This window comes from Streptomyces sp. NPDC005791 (genome assembly GCF_042871485.1).
Classification (GTDB): Bacteria; Actinomycetota; Actinomycetes; order Streptomycetales; family Streptomycetaceae; genus Streptomyces.
The window spans coordinates 14,096-29,907 of sequence record NZ_JBIAIP010000006.1 but is presented as its reverse complement, the minus strand read 5'-3'; the positions used below and the strand labels follow the sequence as shown (position 1 = coordinate 29,907).

At 70.3% G+C, this 15,812-nt stretch carries 16 protein-coding genes; 7 read left to right on the top strand and 9 right to left on the bottom strand.

Annotation, left to right across the window (positions count from 1 at the left end):
* Positions 1 to 83 precede the first annotated feature (83 nt).
* The 3 genes from ACFYSH_RS13585 (at position 84) to ACFYSH_RS13575 (ending at position 2,449) form a co-directional block, all read left to right on the top strand.
* Complete coding sequence (locus ACFYSH_RS13585) at positions 84 to 899, top strand: SAM-dependent methyltransferase (protein WP_359474173.1); 816 nt, start codon at positions 84 to 86, stop codon at positions 897 to 899.
* A gap of 132 nt (positions 900 to 1,031) precedes the next feature.
* On the top strand, positions 1,032 to 2,225 hold the full coding sequence (locus ACFYSH_RS13580; RefSeq protein WP_359474170.1) for a cytochrome P450: 1,194 nt from the start codon (positions 1,032 to 1,034) through the stop codon (positions 2,223 to 2,225).
* A complete protein-coding gene (locus ACFYSH_RS13575) occupies positions 2,171 to 2,449 on the top strand; it encodes a ferredoxin (RefSeq protein ID WP_388752392.1) in 279 nt (92 codons plus the stop codon). The genes ACFYSH_RS13580 and ACFYSH_RS13575 overlap by 55 nt, the downstream gene beginning before the upstream one ends.
* An 18-nt stretch (positions 2,450 to 2,467) precedes the next feature.
* Here ACFYSH_RS13575 and ACFYSH_RS13570 read toward each other — a convergent pair whose 3' ends face one another.
* Entirely contained in the window at positions 2,468 to 3,112 is a 645-nt protein-coding gene (locus ACFYSH_RS13570; RefSeq protein WP_388752389.1) for a DUF998 domain-containing protein, read from the bottom strand.
* Positions 3,113 to 3,309: 197 nt separating this feature from the next.
* On the opposite strand from ACFYSH_RS13570, the gene ACFYSH_RS13565 reads away from it, so the two are divergent.
* The gene (locus ACFYSH_RS13565; RefSeq protein WP_359474161.1) at positions 3,310 to 3,573 is read left to right on the top strand and encodes a DUF5133 domain-containing protein; all 264 of its coding nucleotides are present in this window, start codon (positions 3,310 to 3,312) and stop codon (positions 3,571 to 3,573) included.
* A gap of 30 nt (positions 3,574 to 3,603) precedes the next feature.
* Here the strand turns inward: ACFYSH_RS13565 and ACFYSH_RS13560 are convergent, their stop codons facing one another.
* From ACFYSH_RS13560 to ACFYSH_RS13535, 6 genes are read right to left on the bottom strand one after another with little or no spacing between them, the layout of a single operon-like run.
* Positions 3,604 to 4,326 (bottom strand): TSUP family transporter, encoded by a 723-nt coding sequence (locus tag ACFYSH_RS13560; RefSeq protein WP_388752386.1) that lies wholly within the window; start codon positions 4,324 to 4,326, stop codon positions 3,604 to 3,606.
* On the bottom strand, positions 4,317 to 5,366 hold the full coding sequence (locus tag ACFYSH_RS13555; protein ID WP_359474156.1) for an ABC transporter ATP-binding protein: 1,050 nt from the start codon (positions 5,364 to 5,366) through the stop codon (positions 4,317 to 4,319). Before ACFYSH_RS13555 ends, ACFYSH_RS13560 begins: the two co-directional genes overlap by 10 nt.
* Positions 5,359 to 6,372, bottom strand: coding sequence for an ABC transporter ATP-binding protein (locus ACFYSH_RS13550; protein WP_359474153.1), 1,014 nt, complete (start codon positions 6,370 to 6,372; stop codon positions 5,359 to 5,361). Before ACFYSH_RS13550 ends, ACFYSH_RS13555 begins: the two co-directional genes overlap by 8 nt.
* Entirely contained in the window at positions 6,369 to 7,328 is a 960-nt protein-coding gene (locus ACFYSH_RS13545) for an ABC transporter permease (protein ID WP_359474150.1), read from the bottom strand. Before ACFYSH_RS13545 ends, ACFYSH_RS13550 begins: the two co-directional genes overlap by 4 nt.
* A 14-nt stretch (positions 7,329 to 7,342) precedes the next feature.
* The gene (locus ACFYSH_RS13540) at positions 7,343 to 8,272 is read right to left on the bottom strand and encodes an ABC transporter permease (RefSeq protein ID WP_388752381.1); all 930 of its coding nucleotides are present in this window, start codon (positions 8,270 to 8,272) and stop codon (positions 7,343 to 7,345) included.
* Positions 8,272 to 9,807 carry an ABC transporter substrate-binding protein gene (locus ACFYSH_RS13535; protein ID WP_359474144.1) on the bottom strand — a complete coding sequence of 512 codons (1,536 nt, stop codon included), beginning with the start codon at positions 9,805 to 9,807 and terminating at the stop codon, positions 8,272 to 8,274. The genes ACFYSH_RS13540 and ACFYSH_RS13535 overlap by 1 nt, the downstream gene beginning before the upstream one ends.
* 296 nt (positions 9,808 to 10,103) lie before the next feature.
* Here ACFYSH_RS13535 and ACFYSH_RS13530 point away from each other — a divergent pair, with 296 nt between their 5' ends.
* The 3 genes from ACFYSH_RS13530 (at position 10,104) to ACFYSH_RS13520 (ending at position 13,438) form a co-directional block, all read left to right on the top strand.
* Positions 10,104 to 11,090: a 2-hydroxyacid dehydrogenase gene (locus ACFYSH_RS13530; RefSeq protein WP_388752377.1), complete on the top strand. Its 987-nt coding sequence runs from the start codon at positions 10,104 to 10,106 to the stop codon at positions 11,088 to 11,090.
* Positions 11,091 to 11,160: 70 nt separating this feature from the next.
* A complete protein-coding gene (locus tag ACFYSH_RS13525) occupies positions 11,161 to 12,435 on the top strand; it encodes a glucarate dehydratase family protein (RefSeq protein WP_388752374.1) in 1,275 nt (424 codons plus the stop codon).
* A 16-nt stretch (positions 12,436 to 12,451) separates the two neighbouring features.
* On the top strand, positions 12,452 to 13,438 hold the full coding sequence (locus ACFYSH_RS13520; RefSeq protein ID WP_359474217.1) for a 2-hydroxyacid dehydrogenase: 987 nt from the start codon (positions 12,452 to 12,454) through the stop codon (positions 13,436 to 13,438).
* A gap of 34 nt (positions 13,439 to 13,472) precedes the next feature.
* On the opposite strand, the gene ACFYSH_RS13515 is transcribed toward ACFYSH_RS13520, so the two are convergent.
* Both ACFYSH_RS13515 and ACFYSH_RS13510 read right to left on the bottom strand, forming a co-directional pair.
* Entirely contained in the window at positions 13,473 to 15,191 is a 1,719-nt protein-coding gene (locus tag ACFYSH_RS13515) for an acyl-CoA dehydrogenase family protein (RefSeq protein WP_359474136.1), read from the bottom strand.
* Positions 15,192 to 15,236: 45 nt separating this feature from the next.
* Positions 15,237 to 15,803, bottom strand: a complete 567-nt coding sequence (locus ACFYSH_RS13510) for a PadR family transcriptional regulator (RefSeq protein WP_359474133.1) — start codon at positions 15,801 to 15,803, stop codon at positions 15,237 to 15,239.
* Between the last annotated feature and the right edge of the window lie 9 nt (positions 15,804 to 15,812).

Sequence of the window (15,812 nt, the reverse complement as noted above, 5' to 3'; positions counted from 1 at the left end):
CTTCGATCGCCTCCCCGGCACATACGTTCCCTATTCTGTCCGCAAGCTGATCACCCGCTGCCGCGCACACTCAGGAGTTCGTCATGTCCCGACCGGAGAACGACGCCCCCGCCCTGCGGATCGACACGAGCAGACCCCATCCCGCCCGGATGTACGACTGGTTCCTGGGCGGAAAGGACAACTACCCGGTCGACGAGGCCCTGGGCCGGCAGATGCTTGCCGTGGAGCCCGCGGTCCCGGTCATGGCGAAGGTGAACCGGGCCTTCATGCACCGCGCCACACGATGGCTGACCGACCAGGGGATCCGGCAGTTCCTCGACATCGGCACGGGGATACCCACCGAGCCGAATCTCCACCAGGTGGCCCAGCAGGCGGCGCCGTCCACTCGGGTCGTCTACTGCGACAACGATCCGATCGTCCTGGCACACGCCGAGGCCCTGCTGCAGGGCAGCGCGGAGGGCGCCATCGACTACGTACAGGCGGACGCCCGCGACGTGGACGCCATTCTCCGGCACGCCGGCAAGACCCTGGACTTCAGCCGACCGGTCGCACTGTCGATGATCGCGTTGCTGCACTTCGTGAGCGACGAGGACGGCGCCTACGAACTGGTGGACCGGCTGACCGCAGTACTCGCACCGGGCAGCCATGTGGTGATCTCGCACCTCACCGCCGACTTCCACCCGGCGGCAGCCCACAAGGTCGACGAGATGTACAAGGCCAACACGCTCACCCTCGCGCCCCGTACCCGTGAGCAGTTCGCCCGCTTCTTCGGCGGAGTCGACGTCGTCGGGCCCGGCATCGTGGCGGCCGAAGCGTGGCACCCCGAGCTCGGTGAGCCGGTCCCGGGCCAGGACGACGTCATCAGCGCCGGCTACGTGGCGGTGGGACGCAAGCCGTAGCCCGTGTCCGGCAGCCCCCGGGCCGTCGCTCCGAACGGAGTCACGGCCCGGAATGGCCGACAAGGCGCTGTTGACCCCACTGGCCGCGCCCCCTGATTCTCGGATGATCCACCGCGAAGAGGGAGACCTACGATGACGGCCAAAGCCGGACAGACGCCCGTCCCCTATCCCTTCAACGAGCCGGACGGACTGGAGCTGGCAGACGCCTACCAGGAGGCCCTGGTACGGCCGGGGCTCGTGCGGGTGCGCATGGCGTACGGAGAACCCGGTTGGCTGGCCGCCCGCTACGCCGACGCGCGCCTGGTCCTCGGCGACCGCCGCTTCAGCCGGGCGGAGGCCCTGCGCCACGACGAGCCGCGCCAGTCGGAGGGACAACGCGACAGCGGCATCCTGAGCATGGACCCTCCGGGACACACCCGGCTGCGCACCCTGGTGGCCAAGGCGTTCACCGTGCATCAGGTGGAGAAGCTGCGCCCCTGGGTACGTGAGCTGTCGCACGGCCTGCTCGACGAGCTGGAGGAGCGGGGGCAGCCGGCCGACCTGGTGGAGCACTACGCGCTGCCGATCCCCGTCGCGGTGATCTGCCGCATGCTCGGCGTGCCGGAGGAGGACCGTCCGAAGTTCCGGGCCTGGAGCGATGCCGCTCTCTCCACCAGCTCCCTGACGGCCGAGGAATTCCTGCGCAGCGGTGAGGAACTGCGCGCCTACATGAGCTCGCTGATCGAGGAACACCGGCGCAGCCCCCGGCAGGACCTGATGACGGGACTGATCGAGGCCCGCGACACCGGGGACCGGCTCAGCGAACTGGAACTGATCGACCTCTGTGTCGGCATCCTCGTCGCCGGGCACGAGACCACCGCGACCCAGATCCCGAACTTCGTGTACGCGCTGCTCGACCACCCTGATCAGCTTCAGCTGCTGCGGGAGAGTCCCGGGCTGATCCGTGGGGCGGTCGAGGAACTCATGCGGTTCGTGCCGCTCGGCAGTGGCGCCGGCTTCCCCCGGTACGCGACCGAGGACGTCGAGGTCGGTGGCACGCTCGTCCGGGCCGGTGAGCCGGTGCTCGTCGCGGTCGGCGCCGCCAATCGTGACGCGCTGAAGTTCGAGGGGCCGGGCCGGCTCGACGTCACCCGGACCGGTGTCCAGCACATGGGTTTCGGGCACGGGGTCCACCACTGCCTCGGCGCACCGCTCGCCAGGCTGGAACTGCAGGAGGCGCTCGAGGCGTTGATCGTCCGCTTCCCCGCCCTGAAGGTGGCGGGGGACGTGGAATGGAAGAACCAGATGCTCGTGCGGGGTCCTCGCCGGATGCCGGTGGGGTGGTGACGGCCGTGTCGTGGACGACGGCGGTGGACCGCGACCTGTGCATGGGGTCGGGCATGTGTGCGGGTATGGCATCCGATCTGTACGCGCTGGACGACGAGGACCGGGCCAGGCCGGTGCGTACCCGGATCGCCCCGGACGATCGGGCGCTGGACGCCGCGGACTCCTGTCCGGCTGCGGCGATCGTGGTCCGCGACGGGGACCTGCTGATCGGGCCGCGCCCCTGAGAGCGTGGACATCCGACCTCATGCCGGTCGGCCGTTGTCCCGGACACAGGAGAGGACCACGACGAGAGGCCAGAACGACTGCGCGAAGGTGAGGACCCGCTCGGCCGCTCCCGCGGCGTCCAGTACGAACAGGGCGAGCAGGAACCAGGCGCCGCCGAGCCACATCAGCGCGGCCGCCGTGACGGACGGCCCGGGCCGCAGCCCCCATGGCGGGACCGCGGCACGCGGGCCGTCGTCCGCTCGCCGCCGGGCCCCGGTCCGCAGTGCAGGCGTGGCGCGTCGTACGGCCATGACCGGCCACACCGCGAGCAGCGAGAAGCCCACGGCCACGACCACGCCGTGGGAGAACGAGCCGCCACTGCTCGGCGCCGGGAACAGGGCCAGCAGCATCGCCGAGAGTCCGCCTCCGGCCAGCGCGACCCGTCCGGCCGGTGCGGCGGGTCGCAGTCCGCACGCGGTGACCACATGGCAGGCTCCCAGGGCGACCAGGGCCGACGTCATCACCCAGTACCCGCCGGCGCCGTCGGAGGCGAGGATGCTGATCGTCGCCGACGCGGGATCGTAGGCGGGCCCCTGGAGCTGCCCGGAGACCGCCCATCCGCCGACGAGGAGGACCGGCGCCGAGAACGAGGAGAACAGGACCCACTGCGGGACAGATCGCATCGGTGCACGGTAGAACGCCGGGACCGGCGAGCGCCGGTGTACACGCAGGCGGGTGCGTACTCCGCCCGCGAGGGGGTAGAGGCGTGACACCGGGTCACCTGGCGGTGGGTGAACCACACCGCGGGGCGGCCCGGCGACGGCCCCCCGTGTCCCGGCGTGCCGTATCGGACGTGGATCGAACCGGAGGAGTACCCGCTGTGCTGACACCTGGTCCTCAGGACCTGAGAGTGGCCTTGGCCCGTTACGCCGACGCGCGGATCGAAGACGCGCGCCGCTCCACCGACGCGACCGTCCAAGCCCTGGAGGACGCCGCCTACACCCTTTGTGTGATGACCGGCACGCGGGCCGTCACGCAGGCCCTCCACGTCGCCGACACCATGCTCGGCATGCCGGCCGCGGTCTCACCGGCGCTTCGCCGGCCCGCTGGTACACAGCCGGACGACAACCTGCTGAGTGCCTGACGGGTCATCAGCGCGGCCCGTCCGCAGCGGTCAGACGAACTGCTGCACCACCAGCACCGACGCCCCCGCGACGGCCAGTGCCGTGGCGGCCGTGCGGGTGCGCCGTACGTTCAGCCGACGGGTCAGTGGCCGTGCGAGCAGCACTCCGGCCGCAGCGGCCGGAGTGAGCAGCACGGCGCCCTGCAAGGCATGCGCTCCGACCGTACCGGCCGCGGTCAGTGCGGCAAGGCTCATGAGTGAGCCCGTGAGGAAGAACGCGCTCATCGTGGCGCGAAGTTCCGGGCCGCGCAGCCGCTGCCACACCATCGCCATGGGCGGACCGCCGATGGACGTCGCCGTGCCCATCACGCCGGAGGCCATGCCGGCGAGGACCACCGCGGCCCGCCGCTGCCGGGGAACGTAGCCGGCCGTGCTCACCGCGACGCCGGCCAGGACCACACCGGCGATGAGAAGGGCGAGGTACCGGGTGGGGAGGGCGACGACGAGCAGGGTGCCCGCCAGTACTCCCGGTACTCGTCCGGCCAGCGCCCATCCGCAGCCGCGCAGGTCCGCCCGGCCGCGTTCGCGCACCAGCACCGACGCCGTCACTCCGCCGGCGAGCAGCAGGACCGCGGCCGGGGCCAGCGCCGGATCCACGAGGGAGAAGACGGGCGCGGCGATCATGCCGAGGCCGAAGCCTATGGAGACCTGGAGCAGAGCCCCGACCCCCACCGTGACGCAGAGCAGAGCGAACTCCAGGCCGGTCACGCCCACGCGGACTCCGCCTCCAGCGGGAAGTGGCACAGGGCCGTGTGCGGTTCGGCCACGTTGTCCGTCTCCCTGACGACGACCGGAGGTGTCCGGGTCGCGCACCGGTCCTCGGCGCGCCAGCAGCGGGTGCGGAAGCGGCACCCGGAAGGGATGTCGAAGGGTGAGGGGATCTCTCCCTGGAGGTGGATCTCCTGGTGGCGGGCGTCGCGGGCGGGCTTCAGGACGGGAGCCGCCGACATCAGCGCGGCGGTGTAGGGGTGCTGGGGGCGTTCGAAGACGTTCTCCGTGTCTCCCTGTTCGATGACCTTGCCCAGGTACATCACGGTCACCCGGTCGGAGATGTACCGGACCACGGACAGGTCGTGGGAGATGAAGACGTAGGTGACGCCCAGCCGGGTGCGCAGCTCCGAGAGGACGTTCAGGACCTGCGCCTGCACCGAGAGGTCGAGGGCGGAGACCGGCTCGTCGCAGACGATCAGGTCGGGGTCCAGGGCCAACGCGCGTGCGATGCCGATGCGTTGGCGTTGTCCGCCGGAGAACTCGTCGGGATAACGGTGGGCGTCGCTCTCCCGGAGGCCGACCAGGGACAGGAGTTCCCGGATGCGCTTCTCGCGGGCCTTCGCACCAGGCACGACGTCCCGGTGGGTGGCCCAGGGCTCGCCGATCAGATCGGCGGCGGACATACGTGCGTTGAGTGAGGCGAAGGGGTCCTGGAAGACCATCTGCACACGGCGGCGCCAGGCCAGCAGCTCCTTGCCGCGCAGGGCGAAGGGGTCGGTTCCGTCGAAGCGCACGGTGCCGGCGTCCGGACGCTCCAGCCCGAGCAGTACCCGGGCCAGGGTCGATTTACCGCAGCCCGACTCACCGACGAGACCGAGTGTCTGTCCCCGGCCGATCCGGACGTCCACCCCGTCCAGTGCGGTCAGCCGGCGCCGGCCGTTGCCGAAGGTCTTGGTGACCCCGCGGACCTCCAGCAGCGGAGGGTTCTCCTGCGGACCGTCCGCGCGGGGTCCGGACGGGGTGGTGGCGCGGGACTCAGACACGTTCGAGCTCCTCGGAGAAGTGACAGGCGGCCGAGCGTCCGTCGCCCGCGGTCCGCAGGGGCGGCCGTTCCCGGACACAGCGCTCCCGCACCAGCGGGCAACGGGCCTGGAAGACGCAGCCGGACGGCACCGCGCTCAGCTCGGGAGGGCTGCCGGGGACGGCGGGCAGCGGGCGTCCGCGCACGCTGTCCTCCGGAACCGAGTCGAGCAGTCCGCGGGTGTAGGGGTGGCGGGGTGCGGAGAAGACGTCGTGCACCGGCCCGTTCTCCACGACCGTGCCCGCGTACATCACGACCACGTCGTCGGCACGCTGGGCGACCACGGCCAGGTCGTGGGTGATCAGGACGAGGGCCATGTCCCCCTCGTCCTGGAGGTCCCGCAGCAACCGCATGATCTGCGCCTGCACGGTCACGTCGAGTGCGGTGGTGGGTTCGTCGGCGATGAGTACGTCGGGGGCGAGCGCGACGGCCATCGCGATCAGCAGCCGTTGCCGCATGCCGCCGGAGAACTGGTGCGGATAGGACCGCGCGCGCTGCCTCGGATCGGGTATGCCCACCCGCTCCATCAACTCGACGGCCTTCTCCTGGGCCTGGCGCCGGGTGAATCCTCGGTGAATGCGGAACGGTTCGCCGATCTGTCTGCCGACCGGCTGCACGGGGTTGAGGGCGGTCAGGGCGTCCTGGAAGACGATCGACAGGACGGGCCCGGCCAGTTTGCGGCGTCGGGCCGGGCTCATACGGAGGGTGTCGTCGCCCCTGACCCGGATGGCTCCACCGGTCACGGAGGCGGCGGGGTCCAGCAGCCCGACCACGGACAAGGCGGTCATCGACTTGCCGCAGCCGGACTCACCCAGGAGGGCCAGGGTGCGTCCGCGCAGGACGCTGAAGCTGACGCCGTCGACGGCGCGTACGGTCCCGGAGGGCGTGGTCAGGTCCACGCACAGTCCTTCGACGGCGAGGGCCGGGGTCTCGGTGCCGGGCTGGGTGGGACGGGTGGTGGTCGTCACGGGGTCATCTCCGGAGGGACGGCGGCCGAGGGGGCCCTGCGCTTCTTCGGGAGCGTCAGGCGCCAGCGCTGGGCGGGGTCGGTGGCGATGCGGGCCCAGGCGGCGAGCACCGTGGCGGACACCGTCGTGAGCACGATGGCCAGCCCGGGCAGCACGGTGATCCACCATGCGGACTGCAGGTACTGCCGTCCCTGGGCGACCATCAGGCCCCAGCTCACGTCCGGAGGCTGGATGCCGATGCCCAGGAAGCTCAGCGACGACTCGGTGAGCATCACGAAGCAGAAGTCGAGGGTGGCGACCGTCAGAAGGGTCGGCAGGGCGATCGGCAGAATGTGCCGATAGATGATCATCCGGCCGGCCGTGCCGAAGGTCCGGGCAGCGTCGACGAACAGTCGGCTCCGCAGCTCAGCCGCCTCCGCCCGCGCCGTGCGCAGATACACCGGGATACGCGTCACGGCCAGGATGAGCACGAGGTTCAGCGCACTGGGTGAGAAGACGTACAGCACGACCACCGCGATCAGCAGCGAGGGGAAGCTGAGGATCACGTCGGCGATCCGCATGGCCACGCTCTCGCGGCGTCCTCCGTGGTAGCCGGCCCACAGCCCCACGGCCGAGCCGATCACCAGGGAGCACAGGACGGCCGGGACGGCTACGGACAGCGTCGTGCCGGCAGCCTCGATCAGCCGGGCCACCATGCTGCGCCCCAGGACGTCGGTGCCGAGCAGTCCGTACACCCCGTCGCTCAGGGACGGTGGCCGCAAGGAGGCGCCCAGGTCCTGCCTCTGCGCGCGGTCACCGATGAACAGCCGGCCGAAGAGGGCCACGAGGACGACCACGCCGAGGATCAGGGCCCCGACGGTCGCGGCGCGGTCGCGGCCCAGCATCCGCCACCGGCTCGGTTGCGCCGTGCGGGCCGGGGCGGCCGCGTCCCCGGTGGAGGAATCGTCTCGGGTCATGGTGCTTCCTTCGCTCACGCCGGCACCGCCTGACGCACTCGGGGGTCGGTCAGCGCGTGGCAGACGTCGACGAGGATGTTCAGCGCGAAGATCGTCACGGCGGTCATGAGGACGGCCGCCTGGAGGACCGCGAAGTCACGCTGGAGGATGGAGTCGATCATGAGTTTGCCGATGCCGGGCCAGCCGAAGATCGTCTCGACGATCACCGCGCCGTTGACCAGACCCACCGCCAGGTCGCCCGCCACGGTCAGCACCGGTGTGATGGCGTTGCGCAGGGCGTGGCCGAAGACCACCCGCTGGGGCGTGGCACCCTTGCTCCGTGCGATCTTGACGTAGGGAGCGGAGAGCGCGGTGACCATGCTGCCGCGGACCACCTGCACCAGTACACCGAACGGGCGGATGAGCAGGGTCGCGATGGGCAGCACCCAGATCTCGGGTCCGCCGATCGTGCCCGACGTCGGCAGGAGCCCGAGGCTCACGCCGAAGACCAGCACGCCCATGATGGCGAACCAGAAGTCGGGAATGCTGGCGGCCGTCATCGACAGCAGACTGGCGATCCTGTCGATCAGGGAGTTGGGACGGTAGGCGGCCAGGCTGCCGATCAGCAGCGCTCCGGTGATCGCGAGCAGCATGGTCACGCCGGCGAGCTGCAGGGTGACGGGGAATGCGTCGATCACCATCGAGCCCGCCGACTGTCCGGTCCGCAACGAGGTGCCGAAGTCGAAGTGCGCGGCGTCGACGAGGTAGTTCCACAACTGTGCCGGGATCGAGAGGTCGAAGCCCTGCGCGGCGGAGAATTCCGCACGCTGCTCGGGGGTGGCGCTCAGGGCGAGGTAGAGGTCGACGGGGTTGCCGGTCATCCGGGCGAGGAAGAACACGCCGAGGACGACGCAGACCAGGGGGACGGCACTGGAGATTATGCGCTTGCGCAGGAATGGGATCATCAGTGCTCCGCCCCCTTGGCCGGGCTTACCTCGGCCAGCCGCAGTTCGTCCCCGGTGGCGGAGTCGGGCCGGTACCGGACCGACGGCGACAGGCCGAGCAGTCCGGTCATGTGTGCGATATGGGCGTACTGAACGACCGATTCGTTCTGCTCCGCGAGCAGGCCGGCGAAAGCCTTCTGCCGCTTCTCGCCGGAGAGTTCAGCCGCTTCGGCGATACGCCGGTCGAGGTCCTTCGAGCCGAACGCCGACTGGGGGCCGTCGCTCAGCAGGTACTGACTGGTGGTGAACGCCGCGTCACCGGCCTGGTTGCCGTGCATGATCAGCAGAGCGATCGGGCCGACGTTCTCGGGCAGCGGACGGAGCTGGTATTGGAGCTGGGTGGCGGTATCCGCCATACGGACCCGTACGTTCAGCCCTATCCGCCCCATCTGGTACTGCAGGGCCTCCGCGGTTTCCGAGACCCCGGAGAACATGCCGTTGCGGGCGACCAGGGTGATCTGGCGGTCGGTGGGCACACCGTCGGCCGCCGCCTCCTCGATCAGTGCGCGGGCCTCGGTGACGTTCTGCCGGGCGGGTTCGATCGTGTCGCTGTGTCCCACCACTCCGGGCGGAACCAGCTGGCCGGCCGGTTCGGCCAGACCGCCGAGCAGGGCGCCGATGATGCCTTGGCGGTCCACGGCCAGGTCGATCGCCCGCCGCACCCGCACGTCGTCGAGCGGGGCCTCACGGCCGTCCAGCCGCAGGGCGGTCGTCTCGTTGTTGGGATAGGCGACCGTCGTGTCCTTCTCGGCTTCCATGGGGTCGAGCGCCACGGCGATCTCCGCCTCACCCTTGTCGATCATGGCGGCTCGGACACTGGCGTCGCTGCGCCAGACGTAACGGGCCCGCGGGAAGGGCGGGTCCTCGCCCCAGTAGTCGGCGTATCGGTTGAGCGAGATCGCCGCTCCCGGCTGCCACGAGTGGACGGCGTAGGGGCCTGTCCCGACCGGGGTGCGCACCTTGGCGTCGGTGTCGGTCGTGCGGGGCACGATCTCCACGAAACTCAGGCGCAGCGGGAGGATGGGGTCCGGCTCCTCGGTGGTGACGGTCAGCCGGTGGTCGTTCGCCGCCTCCACATCGAGGTCGTCGTTGCCGAACACGTAGCCCTCGACGTTGCAGGCGAGATCGGAGTTGACCGCGCGGTCGATGGAGAAGGCGGCGTCCTCGGCCGTGAAGGGTGCACCGTTCTGGAAGGTCACCCCGGAACGGATGTCGAAGGTCCAGGTGCGGGGGCCGCTCCGTTCCCAGCCGGTCGCCAGCAAGGGCTTCAGCTCACCGGACACGGGGTCTCGTTCGACCAGGGGTTCGGTGATGTTGGAGCGGACGACGACACCGGTGCTCGTCAGCGATGCCTCACAGGGTTCCAGGGTGGGCGGTTCCTGTGTGAGCACCACCCGTAGGGTCCGGCCGTCGGCGCGTCCGGTCTCGCCGCCCGCACTGTTGGCCACGGCGCAGCCGCTGGACGTGAGCACGGCGCCCGCCAGCAAGGTGGCCATCAGCTTGTGGGTCCGCCTCGGCGCGGCGCGCTGGGTGGATGAAACGGAGGACTTCATCGTCACCTGTCTCCGGGGAAACGCTATGTGTCGCGTTCCGTGCACGGGGTAGAGGGCCCGTCACTGCGGGCTGTCTACAATTGCGTACTCGGTCTGTATCTGTGAACGCGAAGCTAAACCGGCACCGCGGCAGCGTCAAGACATGTGGAATAACGAACATCCCCGCGACCTTTCCCACGCCCACGCCGCCGACCGCCGGATCAAACCCCCGAACCGCCACCGAGAACCGGAGCCCCACCTTGCCGAACCCATCCCTCCGCACGAGCACCCCGGGCACCGTCCTCCAGGTGTCCGCCCTGCTTCCCGCTCTGGAGGACGCGCTGTCGGAGCACTTCCACACGGTTCGCCTGACGGAACTTCCCGACCCCGCGGACTACTTGCGCGACCACGGAAAGGACGTGGTGGCCGCGGTGACGAGCGCGCGGGTCGGCGTCAGTGACGCCGTGATGGACGCACTGCCTCGACTCGGGGCGATCGTCCACTTCGGTGTCGGCTACGAGACGACCGACGTGATCCGGGCCCGGGCGCGGGGCATCGACGTCAGCAACACCCCTGACGTGCTCACCGATTGCGTGGCCGACCTCGCGGTCGGCGCCCTGATCGACGTCATGCGCCGGATGTCGGCCGCCGACCGGTACGTGCGCGCGGGGAACTGGGGCACCACGCCCTTCCCGCTCGCTTCCCGGATGAGCGGGAAGCGGGTGGGCATCCTCGGGCTGGGCCGCATAGGCCGGGCCGTCGCGCAACGGCTCGACGGCTTCGGCGCGCAGGTCGCCTACTGCACGCGCTCACCGGTCCCCGGCGTCGACTACCGCCACCTGCCCACCGCGGAGGCCCTGGCAGAAGCCTGCGACGCGCTGGTCGTCACCGTCGCGGGAGGACACGGCACGAATGGGCTGGTCTCGGCGGCGGTGCTGGACGCCCTCGGCCCCGAGGGCTACCTGGTCAATGTCGCACGGGGCAGCGTCGTGGACGAGCCGGCCCTGGTCGCGGCGATCGAGGCCGAGCGGATCGCAGGTGCGGCGCTCGACGTGTTCGCCGACGAACCGAACGTACCGCGGGGCCTGCTGGAGTCGGACCGGGTGGTACTGCTCCCGCACATCGCCAGCGCCACCCATGAGACCCGTGCGGCCATGGGCGACCTGGCCCTGCGCAACGTGCGGCGGTTCATGACCGAGGGAATCCTGCTCACTCCGGTACCGGAGGCGTCCCCGACGACCCATTGACGCCGCAGTGCGTCCACATATAGAAATGGTGTCTACAGATGAGAACGCCAAGCATGTGAGGACGGTCTCCATGGCGCGCACCTCCGAACGTATCGCCGACGTCACCGTGACCCCCGTGGCCTTCCGCGACCACCCCCTTCTCAACACGGTCGGTGTGCACGAGCCGTACGCGCTGCGCACCGTCGTGGAGATCACCACGGAGGGCGGGATCCGTGGCATCGGCGAGACCTACGGCGGCACGGTGCACCTGGAGCGGCTGCGCCGCGCCGCCACCGAACTGACCGGCATGGACGTCTGGAGCCTCAACGATCTGATCGCCCGCACCACACGTGCGCTGGGAGCCGACACCACAGGCGGCGACGGTATGTCCGGGATGGTCACCGGCAGCAGCACCGTGGACCGGATCATGGCACCGTTCGACGTCGCCTGCCTGGACATCCAGGGCAAGCTCGTCGGCCGGCCGGTCTGCGATCTGCTCGGTGGGGCCGTGCGCTCCACGGTCCCCTACAGCGCGTACCTCTTCTACAAGTGGGCCGGACACCCCTCTCAGGAGGACGACGACTGGGGCCCGGCCCTCGACCCGGAAGGCCTGGTCGACCAGGCCCGCCGCATGATCGGGATGTACGGCTTCTCCTCCATCAAGCTCAAGGGAGGCGTCTTCCCGCCGGACGAGGAGATCGCGGCGATACGGGCACTGCGGAAGGCGTTCCCGGATCTGCCTCTGCGCCTCGATCCCAACGCCGCCTGGAGCACGGAGACATCGCTGTACGTCGCCCGCGAGCTCGACGGCGTCCTGCAGTACCTGGAGGACCCGACCGAGGGCATCGAGGGCATGGCGTCCGTGGCCGGGCGAACCCCGACCCCGCTGGCGACCAACATGTGCGTGGTCTCCTTCGACGACCTGGCCCCGGCCGTGGCCCAGGGAGCGGTGGGCATCGTCCTGTCCGACCATCACTTCTGGGGCGGACTACGACGGTGCGGCCAGCTCTCCGCGATCTGCGAGACCTTCGGGCTGGGCATGTCGATGCACTCCAACTCGCACCTCGGCATCAGCCTCGCGGCGATGACCCACCTGGCGGCGGCCACCCCGCGCCTGACGTACGCCTGTGACACGCACTGGCCCTGGAAACGGCCGGACGAGGATGTGGTGGATCCTGGCGTGCTGCGGTTCAGCGAAGGCAGCCTCGCCGTACCGACGGCTCCCGGCCTGGGCGTGGAACTGGACCGGGACGCGCTGGCACGGCTCCACCGCCAGTATCTCGACTGCGGGCTCCGTGACCGCGACGACACCGGCTACATGCGTGGCTTCGACCCCTCGTTCTCGACCGAGACCCCCCGGTGGTGACCCGCTCGTGCGCATCATGCTCAATCACCGCATCCTCAGCCGGTTCCACGAACCACTCATCACGCGCGCGGGGAGCGGACACGTCTGGCTGGACGCCTGCGACTGGGACGCCGACCGGATCTCCGAGGCCCTGCCCGACGTCGAGGTGTACGTCGGAACGAAGCTCCGGGCCGAGGACGCCCGGCGGGCCTCGCGGCTGCGGCTCGTGCACGTCGTCGGCGCGGGTTACGACGGCATACCGCTCGACGCGCTGCCCCCCGGGGTGACGGTCGCCACCACCCACCACCACGGGAGCTCCATCGCGGAGCACGTACTGATGTCCGTACTGATGCTCTCCCGCGACGTGCTGACAGCCGACCGCGCGCTGCGCGCCGGACGCTGGCGCAACGTGGCCGTCGATCCGGGGCTCCCGTTCGGTTCGACCCTGCGCGGCCGGCGGGTCGGCATCATCGGCTTCGGCGAGACCGGGACCGAGGTCGCGCGGCTGTGTCAGGCGGTCGGACTCGGGGTGCGCGCCGTGCGGCGCGATCCCACCGCACCGATCCCCGTCGACCTGCGGCCCGACTGGGTCGGTGGCGACGACCGGCTGCCCGACCTTCTCGCCGAGTCCGACATCGTGGTGGTCACGGTCCCGCTCAGCCCCGCCACCCGCGGGATGATCGGCCCGGCCGAACTGAAGGCCATGGGGCCCGGGGCACTGCTGGTCAACGTGGCCCGGGGGCCGGTGGTGCAGGAGGAGGCCCTCTACGAGGCGCTCCGCTCCGGTGCCATCGGCGGCGCGGCCCTGGACGTGTGGTGGTCCGGCCCGCCGGACCGGCCGAGCCGGCTGCCCTTCCACGAGCTTCCCCATGTGCTCATGACGCCCCACCACTCGGGCCACACCACCGACACCTTCGCCGCGCGTGCGGAGGAGATCGCGGACAACATCGGCCGTTCGCAGCGAGGTGAGCCACTCGTGAACGTGGTGCGCGCCGGTGGGCCGGGCCGGTCCGCCCACCGCTGAACTCCCGCACGGACCGGACCGCGGCGCGCAGGGCCTACGAGCCCATCTCGTAGGCCCCGGACAGCGCCTCGACCCGGTCCCAGACCCGCGCCGAACGAGCCTCGTCCACGACGGGGCGCCGTACCGCGGCAACGGCCCAACGCTGCTGTTCCTCGGTCGCGGATTCCTTGCCGTGCAGCTCGACGGCGTTCGCGGAGAAGTCGCGGACGAGCACCGAGAACAGCTCGTCCAGCACGTCCTCGTCCAGACCGGTCAGCCGGGCCTGCTCGAGGATCAGCTGACCGTGGACCACCAGGGCGAAGAGCTGGCCGACGGACAGCAGGAAGTCGAGGTCGCGGCTCTGCTGTTCGTCGGGCGCGGAGTGGGTGACGAAGTCGCACAGTGCGTCCGCCTGCTCCCGGAACCGGGCGACGTTGGGGACCGCGGCGTACGCGTCGTAGGCCGGGCGCCAGTCGTGGAAGCGGACGGAGCCGAGACCACGGGCCGGACCCTGCTGGAAGAGGAACGCGTCGTCCGCGGCGTCCAGACGGGGCGTCACCGGCTCGTACCCGGCCGGATCCAGCAGGTGGTTGCGCATGAACTTCAGAATGAGGGCGAGGTTGACGTGGACCGTGCCCTCGAGTTTGGGCAGGCTGCGGATCTCCACGGCCGCCTGGGCGAAGTACGTGTCCTTCTCGAAGCCCTTGGCGGCGATGACGTCCCACATCAGGTCGATGACCTTCTCGCCCTCCGTGGTCACCTTCATCTTCGTCATCGGGTTGAACAGGAGGTACCGCCGGTCGTCGGGCCCGGCGGAGCGGAAGTAGTCGACGGCGCGGTCGCTGAACAGTTTCATGCCGACGAGCCGGACGTACGCGTCGGCCAGCTCACGGCGGACGTGTGGGAAGGCGGTCACGGGGCGGCCGTAGAGGATGCGGTTGTGCGCGTGGGTGACGGCCTCGTACATCGCGTGTTCGCAGATGCCGATCGAGGCGGTACACAGGTTGAACTTGCCCACGTTGACGGTGTTGAGGGCGGCGTCGAAGGCGGCTCGGCCGGTGTGCAGGACGTCGTCGGGACCCACCGGGTAGCCGTCGAGACGGAACTCGCTGACGTACTTGGAGGAGTCGACGACGTTCTGCACCAGGTGGTAGGCGGGGTGGCGGCTGTCGGCCGCGAAGAAGACGTAGCCGTCCGGGCCCTCGACGTCGGTACGGCGGCCGAAGACGGAGACGAGGCCGGCGGCGTTGCCGTTGCCGATGTAGTACTTGGCACCGGTGGCCACGAAGCCGCGTGCGCCGTCCGGCTCCAGCAGCATGTCGGTGGAGTAGATGTCGGCGCCGTGCGCCTTCTCCGACAGGCCGAAGGCGAACACCTCGCCTTCGGACAGGAGTTGTGCCGCACGGCTCCGGGCTGCCGCGTTGTCGCTCTGCCAGACCGGGCCGAGGCCGAGGATGGTCACCTGCCAGGCGTACCAGTAGTCGAGCCCGTAGAACCCGAAGATCTCGTTGAGCGCGGCGATCCGGGCGGTGTCCCAGCGCTGGTCCTCCCGCTCCGCGGCGGAGGCGGGCGTGAGGAAGGTGGCGAAGAGTCCCTCCTTCGCGGCGAACTCGAGGAAGTCCCCCAGCCAGGCGCGGGAGCGGTAGTCCTCGACGATCCGCCGCTTGCCACGGTTCTCGAACCAGTCGATGGTGGCGCGCAGCAGCCTGCGGGTCTCCGGGTCGAAGTGCGCCGGGTCGTAGGTACGCGGGTTGAGGAGCAGCGGGTCGGCCATGGTGATACGCCTTCCGAGGGTGGGGGCAGAGGATGCCGGGGATGTTCAGATGCGCGGGTCGGTCGCGCCGAGCCGATGAAGGGTGGCGAGTACGTCGTCGAGCCAGGCGACCGTCATACGCTCGTACGCGATGCCACCGCGCAGCACGACGTGCTGCAGTTCCTGACCCGCGTCGAGCGGGGCGGGGGCGTCCGGGCCGGTGAAGTCGCGGAGTTCCCCGGCCAGGTAGTGCGCGAGCCGGTCACTGTGGATCCGGTGGTGCCGCTCGACCTCGTCGAGGAGCGTGGCCGGATCGTCGAAGGCCGCGCCGCGGATCTTCACGGCGAGATCGTGGCGCAGGCTCTCGGGTTCGATCGGTTCGTGCAGCCAGTCGGAGAGGGCGGCGCGGCCCGGGCCGGCGACGGAGTACTCCTTCTTGTCCGGCCGGCTCTCCTGGGGGACCTCACGGACGTCGAGCAGGCCGTCGCTCTCCATGCGTTTGAGGACGCGGTAGATCTGCTGGTGCGTGGCAGTCCAGAAGTAGCCGATGGACCGCTCGAACCGCCGGGCGAGCTCATAGCCCGAGCCCGGCTGTTCCAGCAGGGAGACGAGGATCGCGTGTTCGAGCGCCATGCCCCGATC

Excerpts from the sequence above, each read along its gene's own strand:
- ACFYSH_RS13585 (WP_359474173.1), top strand. The coding sequence starts at position 84 with ATGTCCCGACCGGAGAACGACGCCCCCGCCCTGCGGATCGACACGAGC.
- ACFYSH_RS13580 (WP_359474170.1), top strand. The coding sequence starts at position 1,032 with ATGACGGCCAAAGCCGGACAGACGCCCGTCCCCTATCCCTTCAACGAG.
- ACFYSH_RS13575 (WP_388752392.1), top strand. The coding sequence starts at position 2,171 with ATGGAAGAACCAGATGCTCGTGCGGGGTCCTCGCCGGATGCCGGTGGG.
- ACFYSH_RS13570 (WP_388752389.1), bottom strand. The coding sequence starts at position 3,112 with ATGCGATCTGTCCCGCAGTGGGTCCTGTTCTCCTCGTTCTCGGCGCCG.
- ACFYSH_RS13545 (WP_359474150.1), bottom strand. The coding sequence starts at position 7,328 with ATGACCCGAGACGATTCCTCCACCGGGGACGCGGCCGCCCCGGCCCGC.
- ACFYSH_RS13540 (WP_388752381.1), bottom strand. The coding sequence starts at position 8,272 with ATGATCCCATTCCTGCGCAAGCGCATAATCTCCAGTGCCGTCCCCCTG.
- ACFYSH_RS13535 (WP_359474144.1), bottom strand. The coding sequence starts at position 9,807 with ATGGCCACCTTGCTGGCGGGCGCCGTGCTCACGTCCAGCGGCTGCGCC.
- ACFYSH_RS13525 (WP_388752374.1), top strand. The coding sequence starts at position 11,161 with ATGGCGCGCACCTCCGAACGTATCGCCGACGTCACCGTGACCCCCGTG.
- ACFYSH_RS13520 (WP_359474217.1), top strand. The coding sequence starts at position 12,452 with ATGCTCAATCACCGCATCCTCAGCCGGTTCCACGAACCACTCATCACG.
- ACFYSH_RS13515 (WP_359474136.1), bottom strand. The coding sequence starts at position 15,191 with ATGGCCGACCCGCTGCTCCTCAACCCGCGTACCTACGACCCGGCGCAC.
- ACFYSH_RS13510 (WP_359474133.1), bottom strand. The coding sequence starts at position 15,803 with ATGGCGCTCGAACACGCGATCCTCGTCTCCCTGCTGGAACAGCCGGGC.